The following is a 16,881-nucleotide window of genomic DNA, read 5'->3' as shown; positions in this document are numbered from 1 at the left end:
TGAGTGAGCAAGATCAGTCTGTGTGGGAACGGACCGAAGAGAACACGGGCGTTCTCATGTGATGAGAAACTGAAATGGGTGCCTCAGGAGGCCTCTCGGCGGGTGCCGCTACGCAGATACCTCGAACACAGTCCGGCATGTTGACGCAGGGTCGACTCGAGTACTTTCATGCGTCCGTTCGCCTTGCTCGACGGGGTGCTCACAGCAATCGCTCCGACCTGCATGCCGGTGCCGTTGCGGACGGGAACCGCGGCGCAGGTCTGCCGTGGCAGGAACTCGTCGTGCTCCCACGCGATGCCCCTGGTGGCCACCTCTTCCAGATGGATGTCGAGGAGATCTCGCCGCACGATCGTATGCGGAGTGAGCACCTGCATCCCACGCGCATCGAGGTACTCGGTGCGCTGGGCCTCGGGCATGGCCGAGAGCAGGATCTTGCCGAAGGCGGTCGCGTGGGCAGCCTCATGGAAGCCGAAGCGCAAGGGACGGAGCCGCGGATGCTTCTCGCAGTCGGAGGAGTAGGTGAGCAGAATGTCCGACCCGCGATAGATCGCGAAATAGGCGGCCGTGCCCAAGCTGCGATGCAGCTCATCGGTGATCTGGCGGATGGGGTGCGGTGCAACGAGACGCTGCTGGAAGGAGAGGCCGAGTTCAAAGCACTTCGGCCCGAGCTCGAAGCACTTGTCTTCCTTGAGATAGGCGAGGTAGTTGCAGTCTTCGAGTTCGTGGAGCAGGCGATACACCGTGGGAAGAGGGATCTCCAGACGGTCGGCCACGGTCTTCGCCGAGGCGCTGCCGGAAGCGGACACCGCCTCGAGCACGGAGAAGGTCCGATGGATGACTGCACTGTTCGACATTTGCGCTCCTATGATTATCGCCTCGCGAGAATAAGGATAGCGGCTGGTGTCACGGATCACATAGGTTGCTTGTGACCGGTTCGGCAAAGGTGCCCGGGACCAGCGAGACATCAGCACCGGGACACCAGAAGAGGAGCAAAGGAGCACCAGATGGCATTCCCCGCCAAATTTCCGTCGCTGAATGCGATGGAGATGACCGATGAAGCTCGGCGAACACTCGTCAGAGTTCTGCGTGTGGCGTTTCCACATGAGAATTTTCCCGATGGACCCTATGAACGGACCGCCGACAAGATCCTCGTCGAAGCCGACGCTGAGACCTGGTTCCGGGTGGCACTGATCCAGGGTCTGCAGTCACTTGATCAGCTCTCGGACAAGAGCTTCTGCTCACTCAATGACGACGAAGCCCTGCGGGTGCTGCGCCGGGTCGAAGGCACGGAGTTCTTCGGATTCGTTCGCCGCACCGCGGCACTCGGCCTCTACGACGACGAAGAGGTGTGGGAGATCCTGGGATACCAAGGACCGTCGTTCGACCTCGGCGGCTATGTCAATCGAGGATTCAACGATCTGGACTGGCTGCCCGAACCGCGCATCCTCTATCCGGAAGGCGAGGACCTGCCGGAACTCGGCCCGGGTGCGCACCTGGGACCGCAGACGGTCAACGTGGCAGACGAATCGACGAATCAGCCGAGCGCTGAGCAGGCCGACATGGGCGAGGTGAAGAGATGATGGCAGCGAAACCAGCGTCCGGTGGCAGTGTCACCGGCTACAGCATCGACCAGAACGACGAGGCAGTCGTCATCATCGGGTCAGGCGCCGGAGGTGGCACCCTCGCGTATGAGCTGACGGCCAAGGGAATTCCCGTCGTCGTCCTCGAAGCAGGTCCCCATCTGGGACATGACGATTACGTCAACAACGAATGGGAAGCGTTCAACCAGATGGCCTGGCTGGATCCGCGGACGACGACAGGATCATGGCGAATCGCGCAGGACTTCCCCAACCTGCCGGCATGGATCGTCAAGGCCGTCGGAGGCACGACGACCCACTGGTCCGGAGCCACCCCGCGTTTCAAGAATCATGAGTTCCGTGCCCGCAGCGCCTATGGACGCATCGAGGGAGCCAATCTCCTCGACTGGCCGATCACGCTCGAAGAGATGGCTCCGTACTACGACCGAGCCGAGAAATCGATGGGTTCGACTCACGTCCACGGACGTCCGCCCCTGCCGGCGAACAACAACTACAAGGTCTTTGCCAACGGCGCCAAGGAAGTCGGATACCGCTACTACGCCACCGGCCCCTATGCCACCAACGCCGAAGAGTACGACGGCCGACCGGCCTCGATCCAGGACGGATTCAACTTCCAAGGAGACAAGAACAAGTCCAAGTGGTCGACCTTGGTCCGTGAGATTCCGCGAGCAGAAGAGACGGGACTGCTCGATCTTCGTCCCGATTCTCAGGCCGTGCAGATCACCCACGACTCCCAGGGCAATGCCGATGCGGTCCTCTACCTCGACGGGGACGGCAACCTGCAGCGGCAGGCCGCCAAGCTGGTGTGTCTGGCCGGCAACTCGATCGAAACACCTCGACTCCTGCTCCTGTCGGCGACGCCGAGCTTCCCCGATGGTCTGGCCAATTCCTCGGGCCAGGTGGGACGCAACTACATGCGCCACCTCACCGGGACAGTGTGGGGGCACTTCGACAAGCCCGTGCGAATGTACCGGGGCGAGACCATGGCCGGCGTCATCGCCGATGAGTCGATCCACGATCCCGACCGCGGATTCGCAGGAGGCTACTACATGGAGACGATCGCACTGGGCCCGGCCTTCATGTCGGCATTCGTCGAGCCCGGTGCCTGGGGTCCTGACTTCGCCGCGCTCATGGATCGCTACCTCAACACGGCCGGCATGTGGATCGTCGGAGAGGACCTGCCGCAGGAGTCCAACCGGATCACACTGAACACCACGGTCAAGGATCAGCATGGTCTTCCCGTACCGAACGTCCACTACGACGATCACGTCAACGACCTGGCAATGCGTGAACACGGCTACGCTGCAGGTGAGAGCGTCTACAGGGCGGTCGGGGCGCAGACCTCGCATCGGACACCGCCGTATCCGTCGACGCACAATCTGGGCACCGCGAGAATGAGCGAACGACCTGAGGACGGCGTGGTCGACAAATGGGGTCGCTCCCACGATGTGAAGAACCTCTTCATCTCCGACGGTTCGGTCTTCACCTCAAGCGCGGCGGCCAATCCGACTCTGACCATCGTCGCACTGGCGATCCGGCAGGCCGAATACATCGCCGAACAGCTGCGGACTCAGCAGCTTTAGGAAGGAACCACATGTCCCTGCTTTCTCCCGCCGACACGGGACTCATCGATCATCTGCGGGCCGCAGCCGATGAGGTCGGCACCCGCGCCAGCGACCGGCTGGCCGCCGCACACGACGCTTCCCATTACCTGCTGACACCGCAGGCCGTGGTGAAGCCGAGGAACCGTGAGGAGGTGGCGGCACTGTTCTCGGCTTCGCGGCGGAGCGGGGTGCCGATGACCTTCCGCTCCGGTGGGACCAGCCTGTCCGGGCAGTCCGTCTCGGACGGGGTGCTCGTCGACACGAGAAGGCATTTCAGGGACATCGACGTCCTCGACGACGGTGCCCGGGTCCGCTGCGGACCCGGGGCCGTGGTCAGGGCTGTGAACGCGCGGCTGCTGCGGCATGGGCGCAAACTGGGGCCGGACCCGGCCAGCGAGATCGCCTGCACCATCGGCGGAGTCGTCGCCAACAACTCCTCCGGCATGGCCTGCGGGATCGAAGCGAACACCTATCAGACGCTTGACTCGGCCGTGCTCGTCCTGCCCAGCGGAACCGTTCTCGACACCTCGGCGGCAGACGCTGATGGGCAGCTGCGGAGACGGGAACCAGCTATCCACGCGGGTCTGGCCGAACTCCGAGATCGGATCCGGGCCGACACCGAGGCGGTCGCGCGGATCACGCAGCTCCACTCCATCAAGAACACCATGGGCTACGGCCTCAACTCGTTCCTTGACCACGATGACCCGGTGCGCATCCTCGAACATCTGGTCATCGGCAGCGAGGGGACACTCGCCTTCGTCGCCGAGGCGACCTTCCGCACCGTGCCGCTGCTGGCCCACGCCTCGACAGGTCTGCTCGTCTTCGACGATCTGCCCACGGCCACCTCGGTGCTCCCGGAGATCATCGCCACCGGTGCTGCCACCGTTGAGCTCCTCGACGCCACGAGTCTGCGGGTCGCCCAGCGAGACGAGAAGTGCCCAGAAGAGATCCGGGACCTCGACGTGGACTCGCACTGCGCCCTGCTCGTCGAATTCCAGGAGGAGACGGAGGAAGGCCTCGGCCGGGTCGTGTCTGCGGCGCTGCCGGTCTTCGACGCATTCTCACTGAGCCGACCAGCCGAGCTCACGATCGATCCGCGACGGCGATCGGCGCTGTGGCACACCCGCAAAGGGCTGTTCACAGCCGTCGCCGGCAACCGTCCCTCGGGCACCGCGGCACTGCTTGAGGACATCGCGGTTCCGGTCGACCGCCTCGGCGAGACCTGCACTGCTCTGAGCGAGCTGTTCGACCAGTACGACTACGCCGATGCCGTGATCTTCGGGCACGCGAAGGACGGCAACATCCACTTCATGATCACCGAGGAATTCGGGAGTGGAACCGGCGGCGAGGACTTCGACCTCGGTCGGTACGCGGCATTCACCGAGGAGATGGTCGACCTCGTCCTCTCACGTGGGGGAACGCTCAAGGCCGAACACGGCACCGGGAGGATCATGGCACCGTTCGTCAGGCGCCAGGTCGGTGACGATCTCTACGCAGTGATGACACGGGTCAAGGAGCTGGTCGATCCGCAGTCCCTGCTCAACCCGGGTGTCCTGCTCAGCGACGACCCGAAGGCGCATCTGCGCGATCTCAAGACCACACCGACCACCGAGGCGGAGGTCGACCGCTGCGTCGAATGTGGGTACTGCGAACCCGTGTGTCCCAGCCGCGATCTCACGCTGACCCCGCGCGAACGCATCGTTCTGCGACGCGAGATCGCCCGCGCCGAGGCGGCAGGGGACGAGGAGCTGACCCGGACCCTGCGCAGTGAATACGACTACGACGGGGTCGACACCTGCGCCGTCGACGGCATGTGCCAAACGGCGTGCCCGGTCTTCATCAACACCGGGGATCTTGTGCGCAGGCTGCGGCAGGAGAACACGAACGCGATCGAAGAGACGGGCTGGAACACTGCCGCCAAAGCGTGGGGGCTGGTCAGCTCTGTTGGGGGAGTTGCATTGAGCTCCGCGAAGGCGATGCCTGCGCAGCTTCCCGCGACGGCCACGGGCATCGGTCGCAGACTTCTGGGTGATGACACTGTGCCCAGCTACTCCGCTGATCTTCCGGCCGGAGGGTCTAAGCGTGTGGCCGTCTCGGCGTCGAATCCGGACGTCGTGTGGTTCTCCAGCTGCACGAACACGATGTTCGGGCCCGAAGACGGCGGCAGAGGTGATGGGGTTGCCGGTGCCTTCCGCCGCCTGTGCGAACGAGCAGGGATCTCGCTGCGTACGCCGCGGGGCATTCCCTCTCTGTGCTGCGGCACCCCGTGGAAGTCGAAGGGGATGGCCGAGGGATATGCCACGATGCGCAAGTATGTGCGCAGAGAGCTGTGGGCGGCCACCGATGGCGGACGGATCCCCGTCGTCTGCGATGCGTCCTCCTGTACAGAGGGACTGCGTGTGCTCCTCGGCGACGCGACCGAGTCGACCGACAAGGACGCAGCGGAGGATTTCGAGATCATCGACGCCGTGGCCTTCGCCACGCAGACTCTGCTCCCTGCGCTGCAAGATCGCGGAGCACTCTCGACCGAACACCGTCTGCTCTCGATCACCCTCCATCCGACATGTTCGTCGACCCAGCTGGGAATCAACGAGGACCTGAGCGCGCTCGCCGGGTCCATCGCGGAGGAGGTCAGCGTGCCCGATTCCTGGGGCTGCTGTGCCTTCGCAGGGGACCGGGGCATGCTCCATCCCGAGCTCACCGCTTCGGCGACGAAGGACGAAGCCGCCGAGGTTGAGTCGATCGGCGCGGACATTCACGCGTCGACGAACAGGACGTGTGAGATCGGGATGACCCGGGCGACGGGGAAGCCCTATCGCCACATCCTCGAAGCTCTCGACGAGCTCGTGGGCCGAGCCTGAATCTGATGCAGCCCGGGGTTCATCCGGATGCCGGGCATCCCTGGCGTCGGTGAGCCGCGTGTGATTCGATGCACATATGACTCAAGCATTGGAATCGCATCGCGCTCGCCTCGCCGCCGGAGAGATCTACAACGGGCTGTGGATGATGTCGACGAGCCAGGAGCTGGCGAAGGTCGGATCGGCCGCAGGCTATGACTATGTGTGCCTCGACATGCAGCACGGTTTCACGCGCCCGACCGACGTTCTGCGCCTGACCGATGCCATCCGGGCCAGTGGATCCGCCCTGGTCACGGCAAGGGTCTCGGCGAACCGCTTCACCGAGATCGGCATGCTCGCCGACGCTGGCGTCGAAGCCGTCATCGTTCCGCTCGTGTCCAACGTCGCCGAGGCCGAAGCTGCCGTTTCCGCGCTCGACTACCCGAGCCGCGGCGGTGACCGCTCCTGGGGTCCGACCGCCGAACTCATGCACAAGGCGGTCCAGGACACCCGAGACGAGCGTCCGCTCTTGTTCGTGATGATCGAGAACAAGGAGGGTCTGGCCAATGTCGAGAAGATCTGCGAAGTCCCAGGCATCGACGGCGTGTACGTCGGTCCCGCCGACCTCGCCTTCGCCGTCGACGCACTGCCCGGTCAGCCCAATGACGCCCACGCCGAGGCGCTCGTGCGGATACGCACAGCAGCCGACAAAGCCGGCATCGTCCCAGGCATCCACTGCGGTGACGGTACGGAAGCCAAGGTTCGGAAGGAACAGGGATTCCGCTTCATCACCTCGGCGGGGGATATCGGTGCTGCCGGCCGCGCGTTCCGGGAGGATCTGGCGACGGCGCGAGGCTAGTCACCCCTCGATATCGACCACCGTCCGCAGTCCGCTGCTGGGCTCGGCGAATTCCCGCGCCAGGTCCGACAGTCCGATCGGGCCGCCGAGGATGCGGTCCCACGGCATGTTCCCGCCGTCTGCGGCCAGGAAGTCCACGGCTTCCTGCAAGTGGTGTGGTTCGAAATTGTGCACACCGGTGATGGTGCGCCACCCTCGCACAAGTTGTTCGGGATTGATCTCGATGTTCGGTCCGGGACTCACACTTCCGGCGAGAACTGCGGTCCCGCCGGTTCCCAGGCTGGCCACGCAGGTCTCCACGCCAGCGGTGGTGCCGGAGAGCTCGAGGGCGACATCGACGTCTGTCGGCACCTCCTCTTCCAGGATCGTGCTCGCCCCGGCGAACAGGGCAAGGTCCTGGCGCTGCGGCGTCGGATCGAAGGCGAGCACCTCGGCGGCACCGCGGGACTGCGCGGCGGCCACCGCGGTGAGCCCCAGCATTCCGAGTCCGTTGACGAAGACTCGACGGCCCCGCAGGTCACCGGCGGCCTCGAGCATCGCCATGACGGTGGCGACAGCACACCCTGCCGTGGTGGCCACGGCGTCTGGCACAGAATCCGGCACTGGGACGACTGCCACGCCGGCCGGCAGGTGGATGTGGGAGGCGTAGGTGCCCGATAGTGCCCACCCGCTGTCGGTGGATTCGTGCCCGACCTTGGCCACCGACTGACATTTTGCGCTGAGCCCGCGCCCGCAGTTCTCGCAGGTCCCGCACACCGAGGTGACCGAGAAGACCACACGCTGGCCAAGCGGGAGCCCAGCCCGCGAATCCTCGACCACGCCGACACCCTCGTGCCCGAGCACAGAGGGGCATGCTCCTGGCCGACGCCCACGCACGGTGTGCCGATCCGAGCCGCAGACGGTGGCGGTGGTCAGGCGAATGAGGCTCTCACCCTCGGCCAGTTCAGGGCGGTCGAAGGACTGGGTCTCGAACTGATCCCCGCCGAGCCAGACGACGGCTTCAACCGTGTCCGCGAAGACCTCAGCATCCGCCGAGGTGTCGGCCGGGGAAGCCTGAACCGGTGACTGTGCTTGAGCCTGCGTTTGAACCTCCGCCGTCACTGGTTCACCGGGGCCGAGGTTGCATCCGAAGCTGGCAGGTCGACCAATGCATCGGGAAGCCCCGTAACGGAATCGAGCACCAGGTGGGCACCTTCGGCCGCGAAGTCCTTCCGGCTCAGGTGGCCGGTGAGCACACCCACCGCGGTGACTCCGGCACGCAGCGCCGACTGCACATCCGCCGAGGTGTCGCCGACGCTGACGACCGCGGCCGTGTCTTCGACACCGAGTTCCTTCATGACCGTCTCGATCATGTCGGGTGCTGGCCGTCCGGCCTCGACCTCGTCGCCGCAGGAGGAGGCGTCGAAGGTCTCGCCCTGCTGCCATCCCATGGAGGTGAAGATGAGGTCGGCGATCTCCCGAGCGAATCCGGTCGTCAGAGCGACCTTGATGCCCTGCTCGCGCAGAGTCGCCAGCGCCTCCTCGATCCCGGGCAGCGGCTTCGGCGGATTGTCGGTGTAGGTGCGGCGCAGTTCCTGCCGAAACCATTCCCAGGTCTTCTCATGGAGTTCGTCATCGACCTCGACACCGCCGAGGCGGAGCAGATTTTCGATCGCCCACTTCTTCTCCGTGCCCATCCACTTCTGAAACACCTCGTCCGTGTAGTTCGCACCTTCGCGTTCCGTGGCCTCCCGCAGAACGCGGTAGACCTCGTCACGGTCGTCGATGGTGGTGCCGGCCATGTCGAAGATGGCGAGTTCAATCATGCTGTTTCTCCTCTTAACTGGGACAGAGTGTGTTGGGTCGGGTATGTGAAACGGGGTATGTGAAAACGCAGAAGCGCCAGCTGACGGCTGGGCACCAGCGAATGGCTGGGCGTCAGCGCACGGCCTTGCGCAGCCACATCGACAGCGCTTCGACGGCCAGGACGACGGCAACCATGAGGATGAGGACCATGGTGACCACATCGAACTGGTTGACGCGCGAGGCATTGAGCAGCAGGAACCCGATGCCTCCGGCGCCGACGACTCCGAGGAGCGTGGCCGAGCGGATGTTGTTGTCGAGTAGGTACATCGTGTGGGCGACGAAGGCCGGTGCCGCCTGGCGCAGTGTGGCCGAGAAGAACACCTGTGCCTCGCTGGCACCAGTGGCCCGCATCGCCTCCTGCACCTGAGTGTCCGTCTCCTCAAGCGAATCGGCGATGAGCTTCGAGAGCAGGCCGATCGCCCCGATGGACAGAGCCAGCGTGCCGGCGACCTCGCCCAGACCGGAGATGACGACGAAGATGATCGCGAGAATGAGCTCGGGAATGCCGCGCACGATCACGATGATCACCCTGAACGTCTGGTGCACATAGGCATTCGCCACGGCATTGCGGGCAGCGAGGATGCCGATCGGCAGTGCGAGAACAGCACCGATGAGCGTGGCCGCGAGCGAGATCTGGATCGTCACCAGCAGCTGTTCGAAGAGGTTGGACATGGACCCGCCGGCCGATGGCGGGAAGAACAGTGCCAGGGTCTGCGGCAGGTCGAGGATCCCCTGCGCGAGTGCCGACCAGGACACATCCACGCGCCACAGGGCAGCGACAGTGAAGACCACGATCAGTGCGATTGAGAGGAAGCGTCTGATCCGGGCCGAACTCCACGGTGGTGTCAGGTGGAGATCGTTGACACCGGACTCGCGGCCGTGGTTGAGCAGCCGATCGACCCAGGTGCCTCCGGTGATCCTCTGCCCAGCCGATCTCATCAGCGCAGCGCGAATAGCGCCGGAGACGAGCTCGAGGCCGATGCACAGCAGCAGGACGAGCACCGCCAGAGCCATGCCCCGCTGATAGTCCAGCGTCCGCAGAGAATCGGCGATCGCCAATCCGATGCCGCCCACGCCGACATAACCCAACAGCACCGAGGTGCGCAGATTGATGTCGAACCTGTGCAGCGCCGTTGCGATGAGCTGGGGCATCAGGGTCTGGGGGATGGCCGCCATGATCTGCTGTGCGCGACTGCCGCCGAGGGACTCCACGGACTCGCGTGGGCCGTCGTCGAGTTCTTCGATCGCGTCGGCGTAGAGTTTGGCGATCATGCCGACCGAATGGATGCCCATGGCGATGATGCCGGCCGTGGCTCCGAGCCCGAACATGCGCAGGAAGATGATCGCGAGCACCAAATCGGGGACTGCCCGAGCCAGCACCGTCAGTGCGCGAGCAACCCACTGCGAGGTGACACCCCACCGAGTCGGTCTGGCCGCAGCTAGAGCCACGGGAACGGAGAGTGCGACCGAGAGGAGCGTGGCAAGGAAGACGATGGCCAAGGTCTCGAACACCAGGGAGAGGGTCTCTGCCACAGGTGGGAAGTCGAGGGGGAACATGCGGGCGAAGAAGTTCACCGCATTGTCGAAGGAATCGACGATCGTCGCAATATCGATGCCAAGCGCACCGACGGACCACACGCCCCCGACGACCAAGGAGATCATGACGAGCGCGGCGGCGAGGCTGGACCCGGCCGGACGCGGACGTACTGGGACCTCGCGAACCTCAGGTGGGGCCTCGGTGAGCATGGACATCAGCGGGTGACACCGCTCGACATCGGGGTGCGGACGGAATCGGAATCGGAAGTGGACGTGGATGCGGAACCTGCCCCAGCCTCGGCGTCGGAGATGTCCATGCCGGAGACACTCGAATAGATCGTCGAAGCCTCTTCAGCACTGAGGCCCTGCGTGGTGCGGTCGAGGACCGCCTGGCCGTTGCGCAGGCCGATGATCCGATCGGCGAACTCGATGGCGAGCTGAACCTGGTGGAGCGAGGCGATGACGGTGAGGTCGTCCTCCTCGGCGATCTGGCGCAGCAGGTTGATCACGTCGAGCGCGGAGACGGGATCGAGCGAGGCCACCGGTTCATCGGCCAGCAAAACCGTCGGGTGCTGCATGAGCGCCCGGGCGATGGCCACGCGCTGCTGCTGACCGCCGGAGAGTGTATCCGCACGCTGATAAGCACGATCGGCCAAGCCGACCCGGTCGAGCTTCTCGATGGCTTCGCGGCGCACCGACTTCGGGTACATCATCAGCGAGATGCGCGGTCCCTTGAGTGAACCGAGCTGCCCGGCGCAGACATTCTCCAACACAGACATGGGGCCGACGAGGTTGAAGGACTGGAAGATCACGCCGATGTTCCGGCGCAGCTCCCGCAGCCCTCGTTTCCCCACCGAGTTCACGTCCTGGCCCAGGACACGCACCGTGCCCGAGGTGGGGGAGTGCAGGCCGTTGATGTGGCGCAGCAGCGTCGACTTGCCCGATCCGGACAGGCCGAGCAGAACGGTGACCCGGCCGGTGCGGAAGCCGACGTTGACGTCGTCGAGTCCGAGGACTCCGCCGCCGAAGTCCTTTGTCACATGGTCGAGTTGGACTGAGTAGATATCGTCGATCTCTCGCTGGAGTTCAGTGGTCATGAGTGCGTCTCCTAGCCGACGTTCTTGCAGGCATCTGCCTGGGTGGCATCGCAGATGTCGCGGATGGAATCGAAGTCTGAGTCCTCGACGGGCTTGTAGCCGTATTCGATCTCCTCAGGTAGGACGCAGTCGTCCTCGGAGGAGCAGATGCCGGCGTCGACCATGGCCGGAACGTTGGCCTTCTCACGCAGGATGGTCGTGATCTGCTTGGCCAGCTCAGGGTCCATAGACTCGTTGTTGACAGCGATCGGGTCCTCGGTGATGGGCTCGGACTCCCATGCGGGCTCCAGGCTGCCGGGCTTGACCTGGTCGGATTCCTCGAGCGTCTTGAGCATGGTGTCGTGGGCGAAGGCCGCATCGCATTCGCCGGAGTCCAGGGACAGCAGCGAGGCGTCATGACCGCCGGTCAGGACCTGTTCCATGTCCTTCTCCATGTCGAGACCTTCATCCATGATCCCCTTCATCGGCACGAGGTAGCCCGAGGTGGAGGCCTTGTCGACGAAGCAGACCTTCTTGCCCTTGAGATCGCTCAGGCCCTTGATGTCCGAGCCCTTCTTGACGTAGGCAAGCGAGGTGTAGGCCGGATCCTTCTTCGGATCGCTCGTCGGAGCAGCCGCGGGCTCCATGTCGATGCCGGAGTCCTTGGCGATGACATAGGCGAACGGACCGAACGAGGCGGCATCGATCTGGCCGGCCCGCATTCCTTCGATCACCGCTGCATAATCGGAGGCATTCTGGAACTCGACCGTCTTGCCGGTCTCCTCCTCGAGCAGTGCGGTGACGTTTTCGAAGGTCGATTCCAACGTGGACGATGACTCGGCGGGGACTGCGGCAAAGGTGATGGTGTCGCCGTCGTCGCCGGAGGAACCGCAAGCGGCGAGCAGCGGGAGTGCGAGCGCTGCGGCCGTGAGTGAGCGGACGGTGCGGGAGCGGAAGCGTGGGAACAGGGCCATGGGCGGCCTGCCTTTCGAGTGGTCGGGGTGATCGCTTGGTTTCATTCTTCGACATCTCGAAACAACATGTCTATACAATTCGATCCTGTTCACTGATCGGACATGACAACTTCATCGGCGGTTGGGGCGAGGGACTGTGAATGTGGTGCCGGTCTCGTTTGCGAGGCGCCCGCTTCCTCGCCGAGGATGCGGTCCGCGATCCCAAACGACAGAGTCATCCCGATCCCCGAGGTGACCACGGCGACCGTCGTTCGCGCGTCAGGGCGCTCGAGGATCAGGTTCGTCTCGGTGCTGTCGGCATACTGGCCCAGCCACCGTTGGCGAACCACGGGTTCATCGATGCCGAGAATGCTGGTCGCGCGATTAAGCAGCAGATCCCCGACGCGTGCGTCGATGAATGGTTCGGGGCTGAGGTCATAGGCGTGAGAGTCGCCGATAAGCAGTCCGCCGGGGATATCGGTGACCATGAGGTTGGCGATGACGTCGACGAGCCCCGGCTCCCGCTCCGTCAGATCCTCACGCAGTGCCGATGCTCCCGGCATGGCGGCGAACCCGTCGTAGCGGGCCAGCGAGGTGCCCGTGAGCATGGCGAACCCGCTCGGGATTCGCTGCGGTCGCTCGATCAAGGACATCACCAGGGTGCAGATTCGCACCCCGTGCGCCTCGGCGATCTCCGGGAACAGGGAGGTGAGCTGGTAGCCGGGGCAGACGACGACCTGCTCACCGTGGACATCGCCGCGGTTGGTGGACACGGTGCCGTCGGCCACCTCGGTGACGGTGGTGTTCCATGTGAACTCGACACCCTCTCCGGCCAGCCAACTGGCGAGGGCTGGAGCGGCCTCGCGTGGGTCGACGCGCATGTCCAGTGGCAGATGAGCCCCACCGATGGCGCCCAGGCTCGGGTTCCCGATGGCCGCCGCCACCTCCTCGGCGCAGAGCATCGTCGCCTGATCCGGACCCCGGTGATCGGCGAACTCCTGGAGGACGCGCAGTTCCGGTTCGGTCATGGCGGGGATGAAGGACCCGGTCTCTGCCGCCCAGATCCCGGTCGCGGCGGCGGCTTCCAGCCAGCCGTCTCGAGACGCCATCGCCAGATCCTGAGAGTCGTCGGCCTGCCCGGTGAAGCAGGCGTGCCCGAAGTTCTGGATCGATGAGCCCACGGGGCGGGCGGAACGGTCGATGACACGGACGCTGCGGCCCTGACGGTGTGCGCGGAATGCGGTGGCCAGGCCCAGGATTCCGGAACCTACGATGATGAGATCAGTTTTCGACATTCCCCCATCTTGGTCGCTTGTTGTCGTACGATGAACACATGTATGTACAAGTTTGGCGATTGTTCACCTGAACGTGACGTTGCGCTTCTCGGCCGGCACTCCCGGTTCATTCGCCCCGAATAGGAAGGAAGAGACGCCGCCGATCGGAGAGCACGACGACCTCGAGCAGCACAGCACCACGGCAGCACAGTTGGAAGCACGTGTCCCCATCCCCGACCCCGACGAGGCCAGCACACATGACTCAGCAGCGCACGCGACAGCAGTACGACGAGATTGCCCACTATCTGCGAACAGCGATTCGCGAGGGGTATTTCCAGCCTGGCGACGAACTGCCCTCGGAAGCCGAGCTGACCCGGAAGTTCACCAGCTCCCGCGGCCCGGTTCGACAGGCGATGTCGACACTGCGGACCGAAGGGCTGATCTCCTCGGGTCGCGGACGTCGGACGGTCGTGTTGGACAATGTGCCTACCCAGTCCTTCGACGACATCATCTCCTTCTCCCAGTGGTGCCACAATGCCGACATCGTGCCAGGCCAGCGCACCCAGTGGGTCACCCGCAGGCCTGCCGAGAAGTCGCTGGCCGCGAGCCTGCGGATCCCAGACGGTGACCCGGTCGTCTCCGTCTTCCGGCTCCGCCTCATGGACGATGTGCCCACGATGGTCGAGCGCCTGAACTATCCCCTCGAGTTCGGGCGCCACGTCCTCGCTTTCGATACCGACTCCGGGTCGATCTACCAGGAACTCATCGACCAGGGCGTCGACATCAGCCGCACCTCACGAACCATCGATGCGATCGGCGCCAACGAAGACGATGCCGCACTGCTCGAGGTTCCCGTCGGCACACCGTTGCTGCGGGTCCGGCGTCGGGCATTCACCGGCGCGGGCGCACTGATCGAGTCCTCGGACGACCGTTACCTCCCGTGGAAGGCCAGCTTCACGATGAACTCCACCCGGGGAAACCCCAGCTCGATGGCCCTGACGTCGACCAACCTCGGCGACATCTGAGGTTGACCGCTCCGGAGTAGGCTCACAACCAACGCATCGTCTGCTGGAAAGGACCGATCATGGCCGAGCACAATCACGACGTCGATTCGCACGAGCACGTAGACCTCCTCGTCATTGGCTGGGGCAAGGGTGGAAAGACCCTGGCCGGGACCATGGCCAGAGCCGGCAAGCGCGTCGCCGTCGTCGAGCAGTCGGATGCCGTGATCGGGGGATCCTGCATCAACATCGCCTGCATCCCCACGAAGATCCTGGTCCACGACGCGGAGAACAAACGCGATGACGACGACACTGACGAGTACTTCGCGAAGGCTGTGAAGCGCCGCGACACATTGACCGGGGCGATGCGGAAGACGAACTTCTCCATGCTCGACGACCTCGACTCAGTTCTCCTGGTCTCCGGTCGTGCCGAGTTCACTGGCGACCGCGAAGTCCTCGTCACCGGCGGTGACGACACCATGCAGATCACCGCGGACACCGTCGTCGTCAACACCGGCTCGCTCGCGAACATCCCACCCATCGACGGGGCGAAGCTCGGCGGTCGCATCTACGATTCGGAGGCCCTGCAGCACGTCACCCCGTTCCCCAAGCGCCTGGTCGTCGTCGGCGGTGGGTACATCGGACTTGAGTTCGCGTCGATGTTCACTCACTTCGGCTCCGAGGTCACCGTCCTCGACCGGGGCGAGCGTCCGCTGGCCAATGAGGATGCCGACGTCGCCGAGGTGGTCGCTCAGTCCCTGGCCGATGACGGAGTCACGATCATCAACGAAGCATCCGTGACCGCCGTCGCCGATGGAACCGATCAGGCCACCGTGACCTACGAGGTCGGTGGCGAAGAGAAGCAGATCGACGCCGAGGCGGTCCTCCTGGCCGTCGGCCGCGCGTCGACAAACGAGGGGCTGGGGCTGGGCAAGGCCGGCATCGAGACCGACAAGCGCGGCTTCATCACCGTCGACGATCACCTGCGCACCTCGGCCGAGGGCGTCTTTGCCGTCGGTGACGTCAACGGCGGACCGATGTTCACCTACATCTCCCTTGATGACAATCGGATCCTCGCCGATCAGCTGCTGGGCGAAGGCAAGCGGACGACCGCGGACCGCAGCGCCGTGCCGTACACGGTGTTCCTCACCCCGCCCGTGGCACGTGTGGGGCTGAGTGAAGACGCCGCCCGCGAGCAGGGCTATGACGTCAAGGTCGGAGCAAAGGCGATGGCCGACATTGCCGCAGCACCCAGGGCGAAGATCGAAGGCGACCCGCGCGGCATCGTGAAGTTCGTCGTCGATGGGGCAACTGACCACATCCTCGGCGCCGCTCTTGTCCACGTGCACTCGCAGGAGGTCATCAACACCGTGGCCCTGGCGATGCGCCACAATGTCACCGCCACCGAGCTGCGCGACACGATCTACACCCACCCCTCGGCGACGGAAGCTCTCAACGAGGTGCTTGGGGTTGTGAAGTAACCGAGCACTGCAACAAGTGGAATATTCCGCCCAGAATCAGGGTTGGCGATGAATGGCACATGCCGCAGATTCTGCACCGTAGAGAGATTGATAGATGAGCACTTTAGTGATTGTGGGAGCAGGACCAGGGCTCGGCCTCAGCCTTGCTGAGAAGTTCGGCAAGAAGGACTTCAACGTGGCGTTGATCGCCAGGAGTCAAGACAGCCTCGACAAATTCCAGACCTCCCTGTCTGAGATGGATATCAAGAGCGCAGGCTTCGCTGCCGACGTCACGAACGAACAACAGATCGCGGATGCATTCGCACAGGTGCGAGAAACGTTCGGCCCCATTGATGTGCTCATCTACAACGCCGGTGTGATCGCCCCGATGTCCGCCGCTGAGACCACGGCCCACATTGCGAATCAGCACATGCAGGTGAATATCATCGGCGGAATCTCCAGCGCACAGCAGGTGATTCCCGAAATGGTCGAACGGCAGCAGGGGGCGATCTTCTTCACCGGCGGTGGAGCTTCCGAACTGACCGTGACACCGATCCTCACCACGTTGAGCATCGGCAAGTCAGGACTGCGCAGTTACGCTCATTGCCTCCACGAAGAACTATCGGACCAGGGCGTGTACGCGGGGATGCTGTCGATCGCCGGAGTGATCGAAGAAGGCACCTATTTCTCGCCGGATAAGATCGCGGACGAATACCTTGATATGTACGAGAAGCAAGATGTCGCAGAGCGCTTCTACGTCGATGAATCGGAGGATTCAGACGCCGTCCTCAAAGACACGTACACCAGTGAGGGCCACGCCTGAGCGCTCGGCTCGGCT

At 64.2% G+C, this 16,881-nt stretch carries 14 protein-coding genes; 7 read left to right on the top strand and 7 right to left on the bottom strand.

Features of this window, described 5'->3' with window-relative positions:
* Positions 1 to 83 precede the first annotated feature (83 nt).
* Positions 84 to 854 carry an IclR family transcriptional regulator gene (locus BLT92_RS08200; protein ID WP_172802575.1) on the bottom strand — a complete coding sequence of 257 codons (771 nt, stop codon included), beginning with the start codon at positions 852 to 854 and terminating at the stop codon, positions 84 to 86.
* Positions 855 to 1,004: 150 nt separating this feature from the next.
* On the opposite strand from BLT92_RS08200, the gene BLT92_RS08195 reads away from it, so the two are divergent.
* The 4 genes from BLT92_RS08195 (at position 1,005) to BLT92_RS08180 (ending at position 6,898) form a co-directional block, all read left to right on the top strand.
* On the top strand, positions 1,005 to 1,580 hold the full coding sequence (locus BLT92_RS08195; protein ID WP_092104744.1) for a hypothetical protein: 576 nt from the start codon (positions 1,005 to 1,007) through the stop codon (positions 1,578 to 1,580).
* On the top strand, positions 1,580 to 3,181 hold the full coding sequence (locus BLT92_RS08190) for a GMC family oxidoreductase (RefSeq protein WP_092108981.1): 1,602 nt from the start codon (positions 1,580 to 1,582) through the stop codon (positions 3,179 to 3,181). Before BLT92_RS08195 ends, BLT92_RS08190 begins: the two co-directional genes overlap by 1 nt.
* An 11-nt stretch (positions 3,182 to 3,192) precedes the next feature.
* On the top strand, positions 3,193 to 6,063 hold the full coding sequence (locus BLT92_RS08185) for an FAD-binding and (Fe-S)-binding domain-containing protein (RefSeq protein ID WP_092104742.1): 2,871 nt from the start codon (positions 3,193 to 3,195) through the stop codon (positions 6,061 to 6,063).
* Between the two features lie 76 nt (positions 6,064 to 6,139).
* Positions 6,140 to 6,898, top strand: a complete 759-nt coding sequence (locus tag BLT92_RS08180) for an HpcH/HpaI aldolase family protein (protein WP_069599239.1) — start codon at positions 6,140 to 6,142, stop codon at positions 6,896 to 6,898.
* On the opposite strand, the gene BLT92_RS08175 is transcribed toward BLT92_RS08180, so the two are convergent.
* From BLT92_RS08175 to BLT92_RS08150, 6 genes are all read right to left on the bottom strand, one after another.
* On the bottom strand, positions 6,899 to 7,999 hold the full coding sequence (locus BLT92_RS08175; protein ID WP_092104740.1) for an alcohol dehydrogenase catalytic domain-containing protein: 1,101 nt from the start codon (positions 7,997 to 7,999) through the stop codon (positions 6,899 to 6,901).
* Positions 7,996 to 8,703: a phosphonatase-like hydrolase gene (locus BLT92_RS08170; protein ID WP_092104738.1), complete on the bottom strand. Its 708-nt coding sequence runs from the start codon at positions 8,701 to 8,703 to the stop codon at positions 7,996 to 7,998. Before BLT92_RS08170 ends, BLT92_RS08175 begins: the two co-directional genes overlap by 4 nt.
* A gap of 112 nt (positions 8,704 to 8,815) precedes the next feature.
* Complete coding sequence (gene phnE, locus BLT92_RS08165; protein ID WP_092104736.1) at positions 8,816 to 10,495, bottom strand: phosphonate ABC transporter, permease protein PhnE; 1,680 nt, start codon at positions 10,493 to 10,495, stop codon at positions 8,816 to 8,818.
* Positions 10,495 to 11,376 (bottom strand): phosphonate ABC transporter ATP-binding protein, encoded by an 882-nt coding sequence (gene phnC, locus BLT92_RS08160; protein ID WP_009882142.1) that lies wholly within the window; start codon positions 11,374 to 11,376, stop codon positions 10,495 to 10,497. Before phnC ends, phnE begins: the two co-directional genes overlap by 1 nt.
* Before the next feature lie 11 nt (positions 11,377 to 11,387).
* Positions 11,388 to 12,374 (bottom strand): phosphate/phosphite/phosphonate ABC transporter substrate-binding protein, encoded by a 987-nt coding sequence (locus tag BLT92_RS08155; protein WP_197679688.1) that lies wholly within the window; start codon positions 12,372 to 12,374, stop codon positions 11,388 to 11,390.
* Positions 12,375 to 12,418: 44 nt separating this feature from the next.
* The gene (locus BLT92_RS08150) at positions 12,419 to 13,603 is read right to left on the bottom strand and encodes a TIGR03364 family FAD-dependent oxidoreductase (RefSeq protein ID WP_231939089.1); all 1,185 of its coding nucleotides are present in this window, start codon (positions 13,601 to 13,603) and stop codon (positions 12,419 to 12,421) included.
* 236 nt (positions 13,604 to 13,839) lie between these two features.
* On the opposite strand from BLT92_RS08150, the gene BLT92_RS08145 reads away from it, so the two are divergent.
* From BLT92_RS08145 to BLT92_RS08135, 3 genes are all read left to right on the top strand, one after another.
* Complete coding sequence (locus BLT92_RS08145) at positions 13,840 to 14,607, top strand: GntR family transcriptional regulator (RefSeq protein ID WP_092104734.1); 768 nt, start codon at positions 13,840 to 13,842, stop codon at positions 14,605 to 14,607.
* Between the two features lie 59 nt (positions 14,608 to 14,666).
* A complete protein-coding gene (locus tag BLT92_RS08140) occupies positions 14,667 to 16,064 on the top strand; it encodes an FAD-dependent oxidoreductase (RefSeq protein WP_092104732.1) in 1,398 nt (465 codons plus the stop codon).
* Between the two features lie 94 nt (positions 16,065 to 16,158).
* Complete coding sequence (locus tag BLT92_RS08135) at positions 16,159 to 16,866, top strand: SDR family NAD(P)-dependent oxidoreductase (RefSeq protein WP_172802574.1); 708 nt, start codon at positions 16,159 to 16,161, stop codon at positions 16,864 to 16,866.
* Positions 16,867 to 16,881 lie beyond the last annotated feature (15 nt).

It is taken from the genome of Brevibacterium picturae (assembly GCF_900105045.1).
Classification (GTDB): Bacteria; Actinomycetota; Actinomycetes; order Actinomycetales; family Brevibacteriaceae; genus Brevibacterium; species Brevibacterium picturae.
This window is presented reverse-complemented; position numbering and strand designations above follow the sequence as displayed.

Excerpts from the sequence above, each read along its gene's own strand:
- BLT92_RS08145 (WP_092104734.1), top strand. The coding sequence starts at position 13,840 with ATGACTCAGCAGCGCACGCGACAGCAGTACGACGAGATTGCCCACTAT.
- BLT92_RS08155 (WP_197679688.1), bottom strand. The coding sequence starts at position 12,374 with ATGAAACCAAGCGATCACCCCGACCACTCGAAAGGCAGGCCGCCCATG.
- BLT92_RS08185 (WP_092104742.1), top strand. The coding sequence starts at position 3,193 with ATGTCCCTGCTTTCTCCCGCCGACACGGGACTCATCGATCATCTGCGG.
- BLT92_RS08135 (WP_172802574.1), top strand. The coding sequence starts at position 16,159 with ATGAGCACTTTAGTGATTGTGGGAGCAGGACCAGGGCTCGGCCTCAGC.
- BLT92_RS08200 (WP_172802575.1), bottom strand. The coding sequence starts at position 854 with ATGTCGAACAGTGCAGTCATCCATCGGACCTTCTCCGTGCTCGAGGCG.
- BLT92_RS08170 (WP_092104738.1), bottom strand. The coding sequence starts at position 8,703 with ATGATTGAACTCGCCATCTTCGACATGGCCGGCACCACCATCGACGAC.
- phnC (WP_009882142.1), bottom strand. The coding sequence starts at position 11,376 with ATGACCACTGAACTCCAGCGAGAGATCGACGATATCTACTCAGTCCAA.
- BLT92_RS08190 (WP_092108981.1), top strand. The coding sequence starts at position 1,580 with ATGGCAGCGAAACCAGCGTCCGGTGGCAGTGTCACCGGCTACAGCATC.
- BLT92_RS08195 (WP_092104744.1), top strand. The coding sequence starts at position 1,005 with ATGGCATTCCCCGCCAAATTTCCGTCGCTGAATGCGATGGAGATGACC.
- BLT92_RS08140 (WP_092104732.1), top strand. The coding sequence starts at position 14,667 with ATGGCCGAGCACAATCACGACGTCGATTCGCACGAGCACGTAGACCTC.
- BLT92_RS08150 (WP_231939089.1), bottom strand. The coding sequence starts at position 13,603 with ATGTCGAAAACTGATCTCATCATCGTAGGTTCCGGAATCCTGGGCCTG.
- BLT92_RS08180 (WP_069599239.1), top strand. The coding sequence starts at position 6,140 with ATGACTCAAGCATTGGAATCGCATCGCGCTCGCCTCGCCGCCGGAGAG.
- phnE (WP_092104736.1), bottom strand. The coding sequence starts at position 10,495 with ATGTCCATGCTCACCGAGGCCCCACCTGAGGTTCGCGAGGTCCCAGTA.